Annotated in this window: 11 protein-coding genes; 1 reads left to right on the top strand and 10 read right to left on the bottom strand. The window is 33.6% G+C overall.

The window, feature by feature from the left end:
* Positions 1-62: 62 nt before the first annotated feature.
* On the bottom strand, positions 63-2687 hold the full coding sequence (locus LG45_RS05770; protein ID WP_052087502.1) for a TonB-dependent receptor domain-containing protein: 2625 nt from the start codon (positions 2685-2687) through the stop codon (positions 63-65).
* 158 nt (positions 2688-2845) lie between these two features.
* Between LG45_RS05770 and LG45_RS05765 the strand changes: the two genes are divergently transcribed.
* A complete protein-coding gene (locus tag LG45_RS05765) occupies positions 2846-3871 on the top strand; it encodes a LacI family DNA-binding transcriptional regulator (RefSeq protein ID WP_035125274.1) in 1026 nt (341 codons plus the stop codon).
* On the opposite strand, the gene queG is transcribed toward LG45_RS05765, so the two are convergent.
* The 9 genes from queG to LG45_RS05720 form a co-directional block, all read right to left on the bottom strand.
* Positions 3855-4778: a tRNA epoxyqueuosine(34) reductase QueG gene (gene queG / locus LG45_RS05760; protein WP_035125272.1), complete on the bottom strand. Its 924-nt coding sequence runs from the start codon at positions 4776-4778 to the stop codon at positions 3855-3857. The genes LG45_RS05765 and queG overlap by 17 nt on opposite strands.
* A gap of 2 nt (positions 4779-4780) precedes the next feature.
* A complete protein-coding gene (gene ruvB, locus LG45_RS05755; RefSeq protein ID WP_035125270.1) occupies positions 4781-5803 on the bottom strand; it encodes a Holliday junction branch migration DNA helicase RuvB in 1023 nt (340 codons plus the stop codon).
* Between the two features lie 80 nt (positions 5804-5883).
* Positions 5884-7689, bottom strand: coding sequence for a cytochrome c oxidase subunit I (locus LG45_RS05750; protein ID WP_035125268.1), 1806 nt, complete (start codon positions 7687-7689; stop codon positions 5884-5886).
* A gap of 21 nt (positions 7690-7710) precedes the next feature.
* Positions 7711-8877, bottom strand: a complete 1167-nt coding sequence (locus LG45_RS05745) for a cytochrome c oxidase subunit II (protein ID WP_035125267.1) — start codon at positions 8875-8877, stop codon at positions 7711-7713.
* An 18-nt stretch (positions 8878-8895) separates the two neighbouring features.
* Positions 8896-10419, bottom strand: a complete 1524-nt coding sequence (locus tag LG45_RS05740) for a hypothetical protein (protein WP_035125263.1) — start codon at positions 10417-10419, stop codon at positions 8896-8898.
* 36 nt (positions 10420-10455) lie between these two features.
* Positions 10456-11013 carry a c-type cytochrome gene (locus LG45_RS05735; RefSeq protein ID WP_035125428.1) on the bottom strand — a complete coding sequence of 186 codons (558 nt, stop codon included), beginning with the start codon at positions 11011-11013 and terminating at the stop codon, positions 10456-10458.
* 7 nt (positions 11014-11020) lie between these two features.
* On the bottom strand, positions 11021-11548 hold the full coding sequence (locus tag LG45_RS05730; protein WP_035125260.1) for a DUF3341 domain-containing protein: 528 nt from the start codon (positions 11546-11548) through the stop codon (positions 11021-11023).
* 8 nt (positions 11549-11556) lie between these two features.
* Positions 11557-12966 carry an NrfD/PsrC family molybdoenzyme membrane anchor subunit gene (gene nrfD / locus LG45_RS05725; protein WP_035125257.1) on the bottom strand — a complete coding sequence of 470 codons (1410 nt, stop codon included), beginning with the start codon at positions 12964-12966 and terminating at the stop codon, positions 11557-11559.
* 75 nt (positions 12967-13041) lie between these two features.
* The gene (locus LG45_RS05720; RefSeq protein ID WP_035125254.1) at positions 13042-16113 is read right to left on the bottom strand and encodes a TAT-variant-translocated molybdopterin oxidoreductase; all 3072 of its coding nucleotides are present in this window, start codon (positions 16111-16113) and stop codon (positions 13042-13044) included.
* Between the last annotated feature and the right edge of the window lie 2 nt (positions 16114-16115).

The raw sequence follows: 16115 nt of genomic DNA, 5'->3' as shown, positions 1-16115 counted from the left end.
AATTCCCATACCAAGTAGTATTGGTACAGGAATTATCAACAAAATAAAGCATTGAAATTATCTTAAAATCTATAGTTTAATGCCATTGATAGCGAACGTCCAGGTAAAGGTCTTGCTCTAACAATGTTGGTTGCATTATTTGTAATACTTCCTTCTTCAACTTCTGTAATTGCAAGTGTATCAAATAAATTGTTTCCAGAAACATTTACAGAAAGTCCTTTTGTGATACCAACTTCTACAAATCCGTTAACGATTAAAAATCCATTCATAACCAAGTCATTATTGTCTTGAGCGTAAGCTTTTGTTTGACCAATAAAACTTAATCCTAATGTATTTTTCTTTTGCGAGAATTTATAAGTTGGGATGAAATTATACATTAATTTTGGTTGTCTTCTTGGATCATTACCGTCATTAGCACCAGAAGTGATTTCGGCTTTTGTGTAAGTTAAACCACCACGTAAATTAAAATCGCTATTCACATTGTATGATGTTTCCAACTCTAAACCTAATGATTTGTAATCGTTTTCAATTACGCTATTAGATGTAGCTTCAAATCCTCCTTCTTCTGTAGTAGTTGCTTGAAAAGCAGTTAGATAAAAATACCCTTTAGAGAATTTTCTTTTATATCCAACTTCAAGTTGCGCTAAGAAATCTTTTGCATTGATTTTATCTCCATCTAAATAATTTAAACCTGAGAATAAAATTCTATCGGCTTTTGCAGAAGCACCTTTACTATATCTTGCAAATACTGATTGTTGTTCGTTTAACAAATAATTTCCACCTAAAGTATAAGAAACATAGTCATAATCATAATCAACAGCAGTTGTATTTGCAGTATTTACAGCGAAAACATTTTGTTCAGGAGCAGAAATTACTCCGTCATTGTTGATATCATAAGTTGTAGAAGTTCCGCCAGCAAATGAACCATTTACTTGACCTTTATCATAACGCAAACCACCTTCTAAAGACAATTTAGTATTTACATCTAAAGCTAAATTTAAATAAGGTGCAGAAACATTATATTGTGTATCATAATTTCTGGCTAAGTTACCCCATAAAGGTGTTCCGTATGCGTACAATCCGTTATCAGATAGTAAATTTCCAGATGCATCTGTTACATTAATTAAACGAGGATTGTTATCTGATACTTCTTGTAAATAAGAATTCCACAACCAAGACATTGATATATTTTGAATTGATTTGAAGTAACCAGCAGTAACTCCAAGTCCGATGTTATCAAACTTTTTAGTGATTCTTAAATCATTCATGAAGTTATTGAAGTTGTTTAATTGTACATCAAACATGTGAATTCTTGCTACCAATCCGTTAGGATTATTAAAAGCAGTTCCATCATTAGCATAAGATAAAGTTGAACCAGCGCCAAATGATGTAGCAATTGTTGAGGCAGAAGCAACTTCTGCAGGAAATGGAGAAATAAACTGTCCGCTATTAGATGAAAAACGACCGTTGTTTGTTACTTTCCATCCATCTTGTAAATCAAAATTTACATTTGCACCAATTGATTTTGAAATTGGATTCATCCCATCATTCACCTTACCTCTTCTCAATTGTCCATCAGGACCAAGTCCTACATTATGACTTAAATAAACCGATTGTAAAGCTCCATTTGTTGCATCAAAACCACTTACACTATCCCAATTTGGGTTAGAATTTGTCCCTGTAACTTTCACCGGCATTGGCATGTAAGATGCTGCTCTATCATTTAAAAACTTAGTATAGATAGTTACTGATCCGTTTTCGAATTCTTTAGTAATATTAAATTTTACTTGTCCACCATTATTTGCGATAAATCCAGGACTTCTTACACCTTCACCCGATCTGTAGAATCCGCCAGCATGAAAGTATAAGCCGTCTCCAATTTTTGCACCATATTCTAAATCGGTTCTAAAATCATTGTAGTCTAAACCGAAACTTGTAGCCATACTTCCACCTTCTACTTTACCAGTTTTACTAATAAAGTTGATAATTCCACCAGGAGAATTTGACGAAAGTGTAGAAGCAGAACCTCCACGAATAGCTTCAACTTTAGCTATGTTTCTATCAAATCTTGTAAATATATCTGCAGTTGCAAAAGCTATATCACCATATAAAAGCACTGGTAAACCATCTTCTTGAATTTGTAAATATTTAGATCCACCAGAAGAAATAGGCACACCACGAACAGAAATATTAGAATTTCCTTCACCTCCAGAAGATTCTGAACGAATACCAGGAATAGTTCTAAAAATTTCGGCAGTTGATCTAGGTGCAGATTGTTCTATTTGTTTTACATCTAATGACGTAATAGAAACGCTCGACTTTAATTTTGTTTTTGGATTTACAACCCCAGTTACAACAACTTCTTCTAGGTTTGAAGAATCTTCTTGCAGATTAAAATCTAGCGTTGTATCGCCTTGAATAGTTACTTCTTGCGAACTTGGTTTGTATCCAATGTAGGATACTGAAACTGTAATTTTACCATTTGTAACTCCAGAAATAACGTATTTACCGTCAACATCTGTTGTTGTAGATTTGGATCCAGCAACAACATTCGCACCAATAACGGCTTCACCTTTATTGTCTTTTACGTTACCTGATAAAACACCACTTTGAGCAAACGATTGATTTATCAGCATAATTGCTACTAAAAACATCGTTTTTTTCAAAAAACTAGTAATTTTTTTCATTTTAATATTTTTATTTGATTTATAAAATAGGTTGATTAATATTTCGAAATTATAGTATTTGATGTTACAAAAATGAGAATAAAGTATCGAAAACGTTTTCGAAAACTACGAAAACGTTTTCGATTTGAAATTTGAAAAAAAAGTATCATATTTGTTAAATGAAAGATATTACTCTTAAACAAATTGCCGAAACTTTGGGAATATCTATAACAACAGTTTCAAAAGCCTTAAAAAACTATCCTGATGTTAGTGCTAAAACTAGAAAAGCTGTTTTAGATTTAGCAAATAGCTTACAATATACCCCAAATTCTTTTGCAGTTAATCTAAGAACTAAAGAATCACGAACTATAGGATTAATCATTCCAGAAGTCGTACATCATTTCTTTTCGAATGTCATTAATGGAATAATTGCTGAAGCAGAAAAAAACGGTTATCTAGTAATTATTTTACAATCAAATGAATCGTTAGAATTAGAAAAAAAGCAAGTTGAATTATTGATGAGCAAGCGAGTTGATGGAATAATTATGTCATTGTCAAATGAGTCGAACGATGATGATCACATAAAAGAATTAATTCGTAGAGAAATTCCATTTGTGATGTTTGACAAAATCTCTAAATTGGTTAATTGCTCCAAAGTGATTATTAACGATCAAAAAGCAGCTTATAATGCTGTTGCTCATTTGATAAATAAAGGATGCAAAAAAATTGCCCATATTCGTGGACCAGTTAATCCTCAAAATGCAATCGATCGCTTTTTAGGATATAAAAAAGCCTTAGAAAAACATGATATCGTATACAATTCTAAACTAGTTTACACTTGCGATAATGTAACGTTTGAAGAAGGAAAACTTTTTGCTGAACAAATAATAAAAGAACATCCAGATGTAGATGGCGTTTTTGTGATTACAGATTTGGTTGCCGTTGGGGTATTAGATTATTTTAATGAAATTGGAATTAAAGTACCGCAACAAATCAAGGTTATTGGTTTCAGTAATTGGTTTATGTCGCAAGTGATAACTCCAAAACTTAGCACTGTAGATCAACCAAGTTATGAAATGGGCGTTCAATCGTTCTGTTTACTATTGGAAGAAATGAATTGTAAAAAAGAATCACTTTCATTTCAACCAAAAACCATTGAATTAGAAACAAAAATTTTAGAAAGAGAATCTACTTTAGAAAAGTAATATTTCTGGTAAAACCTTCCAATTTAGTTCGCTTAACAGCTGAATTTTTAAATACTTTTTTAAAAGTGTCTTCGGTAATTTCTTGCCAGTCTTTTTTAGAAAACGACAACAATTCAGCATTGGGATTAAATAACGGTTCGTTGTGCGGTTTTGAAAATTTATTCCACGGACAAACGTCTTGACAAATATCACATCCAAAAGCCCAATCATCAAATTTTCCTTTCATTTCGATTGGCAAATTTTCTTTTAATTCAATCGTAAAATAAGAAATACATTTACTTCCGTCAACTATATAAGGTGCAACAATTGCTTCAGTCGGGCAAGCGTCGATACAAGCGGTGCATGTTCCACAATGATCAGTTGTTGCGTGATCGTAGTCTAATTCGATATCAATAATTAATTCGGCAATAAAGTAAAACGAACCTACTTTTTGAGTTAATAAATTGCTGTTTTTACCAATCCATCCTAGACCACTTTTAGCAGCCCAAGCTTTGTCTAAAACTGGAGCAGAATCTACAAAAGCACGTCCAGAAACTTCACCGATTTCTATTTGAATTGTATGTAATAATTCTTTTAATTTTTCTTTGATTACAAAATGATAATCTTGGCCATAGGCGTATTTTGATATTTTATAACTTTCCTCATTTTGAATTTCCGATGGATAATAATTCAGTAATAATGAAACGACACTTTTGGCATCGTCAACAAGCAAATTAGGATTCAATCTTTTGTCAAAATTGTTTTCCATATAACTCATTTGACCCTGCATTTGATTGTTCAGCCAATTTTCTAATCGTGGAGCTTCTTCTTCAAGAAACCCAGATTTAGATATGCCACAAGAAAGAAAACCGAGGCGTTTGGCTTCGGTTTTTATAAGATTTGTATATTTTTCTTTATTGTTTATCAAAATTAAAAAAGTCCACCTTGAACATTCAACTTAATTTTTCCTAAATGCTTGTATGCTTTTTCAGTCACTTCTCTACCTCTAGGCGTACGCATTATAAAACCTTCTTGAATTAAAAAGGGTTCATACACTTCTTCAATTGTTTCACCACTTTCAGAAACCGCTGTTGCAAGAGTTGATAATCCAACTGGTCCACCTTTAAATTTTTCGATAATTGTAGTTAGGATTTTGTTGTCCATTTCGTCTAATCCGTGCGCGTCAACATTTAATGCTTTAAGAGAAAACCTAGCAATTTCAATATCAATTTTTCCGTTCCCTTTTATTTGAGCAAAATCTCTCACTCGTCGTAAAAGTGCGTTTGCAATACGAGGCGTACCACGACTTCTACCTGCAATCTCAATTGCAGCTTCCATAGTAATTGGCATTTTTAAAATAGATGCACTTCGTTGAACAATGGTTGTTAAAAGTTCGGTATTATAATATTGTAATCTACTTTGAATTCCGAATCTAGCTCGCATTGGTGCAGTTAACAAGCCCGAACGCGTGGTTGCACCAACCAATGTAAAAGGATTCAAATTGATTTGAACTGTTCTAGCATTTGGACCCGATTCAATCATGATATCAATTTTGAAATCTTCCATCGCAGAATATAAATACTCTTCAACAATTGGACTTAAACGGTGAATTTCATCTATAAAAAGAACATCCCTTTCCTCAAGATTTGTCAACAAACCTGCTAAATCTCCTGGCTTATCTAAAACAGGTCCAGACGTAATTTTTATTCCAACACCAAGTTCACTAGCCAAAATATTAGCTAATGTAGTTTTTCCTAATCCTGGCGGACCATGAAACAAAGTGTGATCAAGTGCTTCTTCACGTTGATTTGCAGCTTCAACAAATACTTTCAAGTTTTCTAAAACCTGCTCTTGACCAGTAAAATCATCAAACGAAAGAGGTCTTAACTTCTTTTCGATGTCAAGTTCTTCAGGATTAAAGCCTTTATTCGTTGGGTCTAAATTTTCGTTCATACTACAAATATATAACAAAGTTATAAGTAAATAAAAATGCCTTCCGAAATGAAAGGCATTTTTTATAGTGATTTAAAATCTTAGTGATGTAAAACTTCTTCTCCTGGTTTCATTGGAACATTTTGCGGAACAAAATCTTCTTCATGTCCTGGTTTACTGTAATCATAAGGCCATCTGTGAACTTCAGGAATTTCCCCAGGCCAGTTACCGTGCATGTGTTCTACTGGAGCGGTCCACTCAAGAGTATTTGATCTCCATGGGTTTTGTACTGATTTTTTACCAAAGAACATGCTGTGGAAGAAATTCCAAAGGAAAACCAATTGGAAGGCACCACCAACTAAAGCAAAGCAAGTAATAATTACGTTTACATTTTGCAAATCATCAAATAAAGGGAAGTTTGTATTTGTATAGTAACGTCTTGGTAAACCAGCCATTCCTATGAAGTGCATTGGAAAGAAAACTCCGTAAGCACAAACTGCAGTTACCCAAAAGTGAATATAGCCTAAGTTTTTATTTAACATTCTACCAAACATTCTTGGATACCAGTGATAAATACCTGCAAACATTCCGTAAAGAGCAGAAATACCCATTACTAAGTGGAAGTGAGCAACTACGAAATACGTATCGTGAACGTTAATATCTAGCGTGCTATCTCCAAGAATAAGACCTGTTAAACCTCCAGTAATGAAAGTAGAAACCAATCCGATTGAAAATAACATTGCTGGATTTAATTGTAAATTACCTTTCCAAAGTGTCGTTATATAGTTGAATGCCTTTACTGCTGATGGAATTGCAATTAATAAAGTTGTAAATGTAAAAACAGAACCTAAGAATGGATTCATACCAGAGATAAACATGTGGTGACCCCAAACGATAGTTGATAAAAATGCAATTGCTAGAATTGACATAATCATCGCTCTGTATCCAAATATAGGCTTACGAGAGTTTGTTGCTATAACTTCAGATGTAATTCCTAAAGCTGGCAATAATACAATATAAACTTCAGGGTGACCTAAAAACCAAAATAAGTGTTCAAATAAAACTGGAGAACCACCTTGATAATTCAATACTTCACCTGCAATATAAATATCTGACAAGAAGAAAGAAGTACCAAAACCTCTATCCATAATTAACATTAAAGCCGCAGACAATAATACTGGGAACGAAATCACACCAATAACAGCTGTAATAAAGAAAGCCCAAATTGTAAGTGGTAATCTTGTCATTGACATACCTTTAGTTCTTAAATTAATAACAGTTACGATATAATTTAATGAACCCATTAAAGAAGATGCAATGAAAATGGCCATAGAAACTAACCATAAAGTCATACCTAATCCAGAACCAGAAATTGCTTGTGGCAAGGCACTTAACGGTGGATAAATTGTCCATCCAGCAGATGCAGGTCCAGATTCCACAAATAAAGAGATAACCATGATTACACTTGAAGTAAAGAATAACCAATAAGAAATCATATTTAAGAAACCAGAAGCCATATCTCGAGCTCCAATTTGTAGTGGAATAAGAAGGTTACTGAAAGTTCCACTTAAACCGGCTGTTAGAACAAAGAATACCATGATGGTACCGTGAATTGTAACAAGAGCAAGATAAGTTTCGTTATTCATAACGCCACCTGGTGCCATTCTTTCACCTAAGAAAAAGCTGAATATTTTGAATGATTCCTCAGGCCAAGCCAATTGCATTCTGAAAAGCATTGACATACCAACACCAATTAAACCCATTATAATACCAGTAATAAGATATTGCTTAGCAATCATCTTATGATCAATACTAAAAATGTATTTAGTAATGAAGGTATCTTTGTGATGGTGTTCTTCGTGGTGATCGTGTTCGTGGTGATCGTGTTCGTGACTCATTGCTGACATATAAGTGTAAAGTTATTTTTATTATTTCATTTCAACTTGAGCAACTACTGTAGTATCTGCTTTCGCAGTAGTTGAATCGTTAGTTACATTTGGTTTTTCAGCATCTGCTGGAGCAGCATTTGCATCTTTAACAGCCTGAACTAAAGTTGGTTTATCTTTTAACCATGTTTTAAATTCTTCTGGAGTATCAACTACAACTTTCATTTGCATGTTATAGTGAGAAGCTCCACAAATTTTGTTACATAGAAGTAAATAGTCAAATGTGTAAGGATCAAGAGGTGTTTTACCTTCCGCCACTAGTTGAGTATTTTTCTTTTCACGAATTTGATTAATTCTATTCACCTTCGTAATCATATCTTCCGTCTCTCTCATTTCTGACGTTGTCATGTTTGGAATGAAAGAAAATTGAGTTACCATACCTGGAACACAGTTCATTTGTGCTCTAAAATGTGGCATGTAAGCAGAGTGTAAAACGTCTTGAGAACGAATTTTAAAAACTACACGTTTCCCTTTTGGCAAGTGTAATTCATTTACTACTATATCATCTTGCGCATTTGGATCTGCTAAATCTACGCCAACGGTATTTACACCTTCGATGTATCTAACATTAGCTTTTCCTAATACATTATCTTTTCCTGAATATCTTGCTTCCCAACCAAATTGTTTAGCATATAATTCAATTACAATTGTATCTTCATCTTCATCAACAAACATAATGTCTGTCCAAGCATACAATCCGTAGAAAATTAAAACTGCTAAGACAACAGCTGGAATAGAACTCCAAATAAATTCTAATTTATTATTATCTGCAAAGTACATTGCAGTTTGTCCTTTACGACCTCTATATTTAAATGCAAAATAATGTAATAAAGCCTGAGTAATCGTTTGAACAACAAAAATTAAAATCATTGATATCCACATCAATTGATCTACGTCTTTACCGTGAACTGACGCTGATCCGCTCATTAAAGGCAAATCACCATATTTAACGATACAAACTATTGTAGTTAAGTATATAAAAACTAGGAAGGCGAACATTAAGTAGCCATTAACCTTATTATCATTATCGTTAGCAATTTGAGTATTATCTGATGATTGCCCAATTTGCGTAAGGTCAAAAATTTTAGTTAATTGCCAAATTGCAATTGATAATAAAACTAAAATAAAAAGTACCAAAAAACTTGTCATTTGTTTTTTCTTTAAATATTAATAATGAAAATGTTTACTTTCTTCGATGAATGGATTACGTTTTGGAGTAAGTGGCACTTTTGTTAATGCATTGAATACTACAAAAATAAATAATCCTAAGAAAAATAATAGAGAGCTGATTTCAGATACACCAATAAACCATTGATCTCCGACTGTTGCAGGCATAATCATATTGAAGAAATCAATATAATGTCCGAATAAAATGATGATACCAGCAAAAACTACAATTCCAGCTACACGTTTGAAATCAGTATTGATTAAAACTAATATTGGGAATAAGAAGTTTAAAGCTACAGCACCAAAGAATAATAAATTGTAATCTTTGATTCTTGTAATGAAATAAGTTACCTCTTCTGGAATATTAGAATACCAAATCAACATGAATTGTGAGAACCATAAATACGTCCAGAAAACACTAATACCAAACATAAATTTAGATAAATCGTGAATGTGGCTTGAATTTACATTTTCTAAATATCCTTTAGATTTTAAATATAATGTTACCATTGAAATTGTAGTAATTCCACTTACAAAGAAACTTGCAAAAACGTACCATCCAAATAATGTACTGAACCAATGAGGATCAACAGACATAATCCAATCCCAAGCCATGATTGACTCAGAAACTATAAAGAAAACTAAAAATGCAGCAGATAATTTAAAGTTCTTTTTATAGAATAAATTATCATTAGCTTCGTCTTGAGCTAAACAGTTTTTTCTTGATAAGTGTCTGTATAAATTCCAACCAATTAAAAATATTGCCGCTCTAATTAACCAGAAAGGTACATTTAAGTATCCTGTTTTACCAGCAATTAATTTATCATAATTCTCGTGACCAACAACATCTACACCTTCTTTCATCCATACAAATAAATGATTTACATGGAAACCTGAAAGTAATAATAATATGAAGAAAATCACAGAACCATATGGCAAATAAGCCGTAATTCCTTGCATAACTCTAAATAAAACTGGAGACCAACCTGCTTGTGCAACTTGTTGAATAGCATAAAATGCTAAAACTCCCATAGAAATTAAAAGGAAAAATATACAAGCTACGTATAAAGCAGCCCATGGTTTATTTTGTAATTGATGAAAAACGTGCTCAATATGTTCTTTGTGCTCCTTTTCAGCATCAACTTTAGCAACGTGAGGTACTTCAGTTGTTGTGTGATTATCATGATTTTCAGTAACAACTGGTGCTACTTCAGTTTTTGTAGAATCATTTTCAGATGCAACTACCGAATCATTTTTAACTTCAGTATTGTGGGCAACTGCATGAGTAGTATCTTTTACTTCTTCATGAGCTACAGCAGCTTTAGTTTCATGAGTTGCTTCTGTTGCATGAGCATCGTGAGTTGTTGCTTCAGCATGATGTCCACCATGATGACTTTCTGCCACAATTTTTTCTACCTCTTCAATAGTCTTTGGAGCAGATAAAAAACCATACACAATACCTACTAATCCTAAAATCATTAGGGCAAGTGCAATGTTTTTTAAATTTTTTGAAAATGTGTACATATCTATATAACTATCTGTTTATGAAATAATTCTTAATTATTGATTTCTTAATTTAAGAACATGTGATGTTACCATCCAACGTTCTTTAGAAGAAAGCTGATTCGCATGAGAACCCATTGAGTTCAAACCGTATGTAATTACGTGGTAAATACTACCTTCAGTAACCGGTCTGTCTTTATATGCAGGAACTCCTAAAAACTTTTCTTGCTTTACTAATTTTCCTTTACCATCACCAGCTTCACCGTGACAAATTGAACAGTATATAGTGTACAATTCTTCTGCTTTTTTAGCATCAACACCTGTTGAATCTAGTGGCGATTTTAAATTAGCTTTTGCGGCATCATAACCTGCGGTTGTGTTTGGATATTCGTATGGTTCAAAACCTCTTTTAATAGAACCTTCGGCTGGGATTTGTCCTTCTTTACCTTTTAAACCTGTTGGCGAATTAAAAGCATCAGATTCAGCATAAGTTTCGTATGCTACAGATTCGTACATATTAGGCATGTATTGATAGTTTGGTTTCAAATCATTTTTACATGATGAAACTGAAACTACTAATACGAATAGACCTGCTATTTTAATTAAACTTTTCATATCTAAATTAGTGCTTTTCAATTACTTTAACTTCTACTGCGCCAGTATTTCTTAAAAAAGAAGTCAATTCTTCTTCATTATCTTTAACAGCTACTTCCATTAAGAAGTGATCATCTGTAGTTCTTACATCTGGATTTTCTGCTTCTTTGAATGGCCATAATTTACTTCTCATATAGAAAGTAATTACCATTAAGTGAGCTGCAAAAAATACAGTCATCTCAAACATAACCGGAACGAAAGCTGGCATATTTTGAATATAACTCATACTTGGTTTACCTCCAATATCTTGAGGCCAGTCAGTAATCATAATATAATTCATCATTGCAGTTGCAACCGAAAGACCAATACAGCCATAAATAAAGGCGCATATTGCAAGTCTAGTTGGTGCTAATCCCATTGCTTTGTCCAATCCGTGAACTGGAAAAGGAGTGAAAACTTCTTCAATATGATGATGTGCTTTTCTTGTTTGCTTTACGGCATCCATTAAAATGTCATCATCATTGTATATAGCGTGTATAACTTTATTACTACTCATAACAAATATTAATGTTTTTCTGAATGATTATGTCCTTCTTGTTCTCTTTGTCTTTTATAATTTTCTCCCGAAGATTTCAAAATAGTTTTCACCTCTGCTTGAGCAATTACTGGGAATGTTCTAGCATACAATAAAAATAATACGAAGAAGAATCCGATAGTTCCTGTAAAAATTCCAATATCAACAAATGTAGGAGAGAACATTGTCCATGAAGACGGAAGGTAATCTCTGTGTAATGATGTTACAATGATTACAAAACGTTCAAACCACATTCCAATGTTTACCACAATTGAGATGATGAAAGAGAACATAATACTAGTTCTTAATTTTTTGAACCACATGAACTGAGGAGAGAATACATTACAAGTCATCATTGACCAATATGCCCACCAGTAAGGTCCAGTTGCTCTATTTAAAAATGCATATTGTTCGTATTCTACACCAGAATACCAAGCAACGAATAACTCTGTGATATAAGCAACACCAACGATAGAACCTGTAATCATGATTACAATATTCATTAATTCGATATGTTGAACTGTGATATATGCTTCTAAGTTAGATACTTTTCTCATGATGATAAGTAAAGTATTTACCATTGCAAATCCAGAGAAAACCGCTCCAGCAACGAAATATGGAGGGAAAATAGTAGTATGCCATCCAGGAATTACTGAAGTTGCGAAGTCAAAAGATACAATCGTGTGTACAGAAAGTACGAGTGGAGTTGCTAAACCTGCTAATACAAGTGAAACTTCTTCAAAACGTTGCCAATCTTTAGCTCTTCCGCTCCATCCAAAACTCAAAATAGAATAAACTCTTTTAGTAAATGGTGTGACAGCTCTGTCTCTAAGCATTGCGAAATCAGGTAATAAACCAGTCCACCAGAAAACTAATGATACTGAAAGGTATGTTGAAATTGCGAATACGTCCCATAATAAAGGTGAGTTAAAATTCACCCATAAAGAACCTAATTGATTTGGAATAGGCACAACCCAGTAAGCTAACCAAGGTCGACCCATGTGAATTATTGGGAACAATCCAGCTTGAACTACAGAGAAGATAGTCATTGCTTCAGCAGAACGGTTAATTGCCATTCTCCATCTTTGACGGAATAACAATAATACTGCAGAAATTAATGTTCCGGCGTGACCGATACCAACCCACCAAACGAAGTTAGTGATATCCCAAGCCCAACCAACGGTTTTATTTAAACCCCAAGTTCCAATACCTGTAGATATGGTATAAATTATACAACCAACTCCCCAAAGGAAAGCGGCTAATGCGATAGAAAATACAGTCCACCACTGTTTATTTGCTCTACCTTCAACTGGTGCAGCTACATCTACCGTTATATCATGATAACTTTTATCACCTATAACTAAGGGTTTTCTAATGGGTGCTTCGTAATGAGACGACATAATTTAATTTTAAATTTTAGATTTTAACTTTAGATTTTACTCAGAAAAACTATTATTTCTATCTATATGTTCTTATTATACATTTCTAACTTTTACTTGATAAACTACGTTTGGTTTTGTACCAACGTGCTCTAACAAATGGTATGATCTATCTGATGCTGCTAATTTTGTAACCGCATCTTCAGTATTATTTACATCACCAAAAATCATGGCTCCAGAAGAACAAGCTGCAGAACAAGCTGTTTCAAATTCATCTGCTTTTACTTCTCTACCTTCACGTTTAGCTGTCAAAATTGTTTTTTGCGTCATTTGAATACACAATGAACATTTTTCCATAACTCCACGAGAACGAACGTTAACATCTGGATTAATTACCATACGACCTAAATCGTCATTCATATGGAAATTAAATTCATCATTATTGTTATATAAGAACCAGTTGAAACGACGTACTTTATAAGGACAGTTGTTTGCACAATATCTAGTTCCAACACATCTGTTGTAAGCCATTTGGTTTTGACCTTGACGACCGTGAGATGTTGCAGCAACCGGGCAAACTGTTTCACAAGGTGCATGATTACAGTGTTGACACATTACTGGTTGGAAAACTACTTGAGGATTATCTGATGGATCTTCCATTTCTCCAAATCCGCTTAATGAACCTTTATCTCCAGTTAAACCGTCAAATTCTTCTTTTTTCTTATTATCACCTGCGAAAGTATCTTCTGACGAATAATATCTGTCAATACGCAACCAGTGCATATCACGACTTCTTCTTACTTCGTCTTTACCAACAACTGGTACGTTATTTTCTGCATGACAAGCAATTACACAAGCTCCACAACCTGTACAAGCATTTAAATCGATAGAAAGGTTAAAGTGATGTCCTACTGAACGGTCAAATGACTCCCATAAATCCACCTTTGTAGCTTCTACTTCTTTGTGATCTAAAGATACCATTGGTGGAGCATTAAATGCTTTGATATCACCTTTAGCACTAGCCTCTTTGTAAACTGCTAATGTAGTTTCTTTAACAATATCACCTCTACCCATTAATGTTTTCTGAGATTGAACACTTGCAAATTCGTGTTCACCATCAGCTTTTACTAATTGTGCAGCTTGAACATTATCGAAATTATTATATAATACGTAAGCGTTAACACCTACTTGCATTTCTTCTTTTAAAGCCGCTTTACGACCATATCCTAAAGATAAACCAACAGTTCCTTTAGCTTGACCTGGCTGAATAATAACTGGCACTTTAAGTTCAGTTTTTCCAACTTTTACTGTTGCATAACTACCATTTAAACCACCATTAGCAACGATTTCATTTCCTAATTTTAATTCTTCAGCATCAGCTTTAGAAACAGTTAAATAGTTATCCCAAGAAACTCTTGTGATTGGATCTGGAAATTCTTGTAACCATGGGTTATTTGCTTGTTGTCCATCACCTAAACCAGTTTTAGTATATAAAACCAATTCAAATCCAGCGACAGGTTTTGCTTGTGATAATGCATTAGCAGCCGAAGCATAATCAGCAGTTCCACCAGAAACAGTAGAAGCCGCACCAACGAAAATACCATCATGAACTACTTTATTCCAAGAAGTTCCTGCAACAAATGCTCCAGAATTTACTTTTAAATAATCATAAAAAGTACCACCAGCACCATTTAAAGACAATAAAACATCTTGAAATTGTTTCGTATTGAATAATGGACGAATTGTTGGTTGAGTTAATGAATATGTTCCTGCAGTTAAACTGTGGTCGTTCCAAGATTCTAAATAATGAGGAACAGCCGCAGCAATTGTAGTTATAGATGCTGTTTCATCTTCTTTCAAAGAAAATGCAACAGATAATTTTGTCTTTTTAAGTCCAGATATAAATGCTTCACTGTTTGCTAAAGTATAAACTGGATTTACGCCACTCATGATTAATGTGTGAACAGTTCCAGCATTTAAATCAGCGATTAATTGAGCTACTTTTTCGTTTGATCCTTTTCTAATTTGTCTTGCTCCAGTAGTTGAGAATGCCTCACTTGCTAAAACTTGATTGATTGCAATAACTAAAAGTTGTGCGTTTTTATCTTGAATTCCAGATACTAAAACACCTTTACTTCCTGCATCTTGTAATTGTTTTGCAGCTTTTGTTACTTCAGTATCAAATTCTTTTCCTAAAGAAGATGCAATTGAAGAACCAGTTATTACATTATATATTTTAACTAATGCTTGCTTTTGATTTGCAACAGACATTGCAACTCTTTTATCGGCAGCAGCACCAGATAAAGTCATGTTTGCTTCAAATTGGATATGCTTAGACATTTTTCCTGCTTGAGGAATTCTACCTTTTGCATAACCTGAATCAAAACTTCCACCTTGCCAATCACCTAAGAAATCAGCACCGATAGAAACTATTGTATTTGCTTTTGAAAAATCGTAATCTACAAGAGCTCTTTGACCGTAAACAGTTTCGAAAGCATCTAAAGCAGCCGATTCTGAAACAGCGTCATAAATTACATGTTTTGAATTTGGATTTTTAGCTAAGAAATCTGCAATCAATTTTTCAGTTGAAGGACTTGCTAATGTGTTAGTCAATAAAACTACTTGACCACCTTTAGCTTTTGCATCAGCTAAACTTGATTTAATTTTAGCATCTACTTCAGTCCAATTGGCGTTTTTTTGATTAATCATTGGTGATTTCAAACGCATACTATCATACAATGACAAAACTGAAGCATGAACTCTTGCATTTGCAGCAAATTTTGCACCTTCGATTTTGTTGTTGTCTATTTTGATAGGACGACCTTCACGAGTTTTAACTAAAAGATTGGCAAAATCAAAACCGTCAAACATAGTAGTTGCATAAAAATCTGCAATACCAGGAATAATTTGCTCTGGTTGTACTACGTAAGGAATTGATTTATGCACTGGACCTTCACAAGCTGCTAATGTAGCTGCTGCTGTACTAAATCCAACGTATTTTAAAAAATCACGACGAGTAGTTGATGATGATGACAAAGATGCTGCGTCTCCTAAAAATTCATCTGTTGGAATTGCTTCCACAAATTCGTTATTTTTAAGCGTCTCAACAATAGAACTATTTTCGTTTAGTTCTTCAACACTTTTCCAGTATTTTTTGTTTGATGACATCG

Origin of the sequence: Flavobacterium aquatile LMG 4008 = ATCC 11947, from assembly GCF_000757385.1 — a bacterium.
Taxonomy (GTDB): Bacteria; Bacteroidota; Bacteroidia; order Flavobacteriales; family Flavobacteriaceae; genus Flavobacterium; species Flavobacterium aquatile.
The sequence above is the reverse complement of the archived record's forward strand: the minus strand, read 5'-3'. Positions and strand labels throughout refer to the sequence as shown.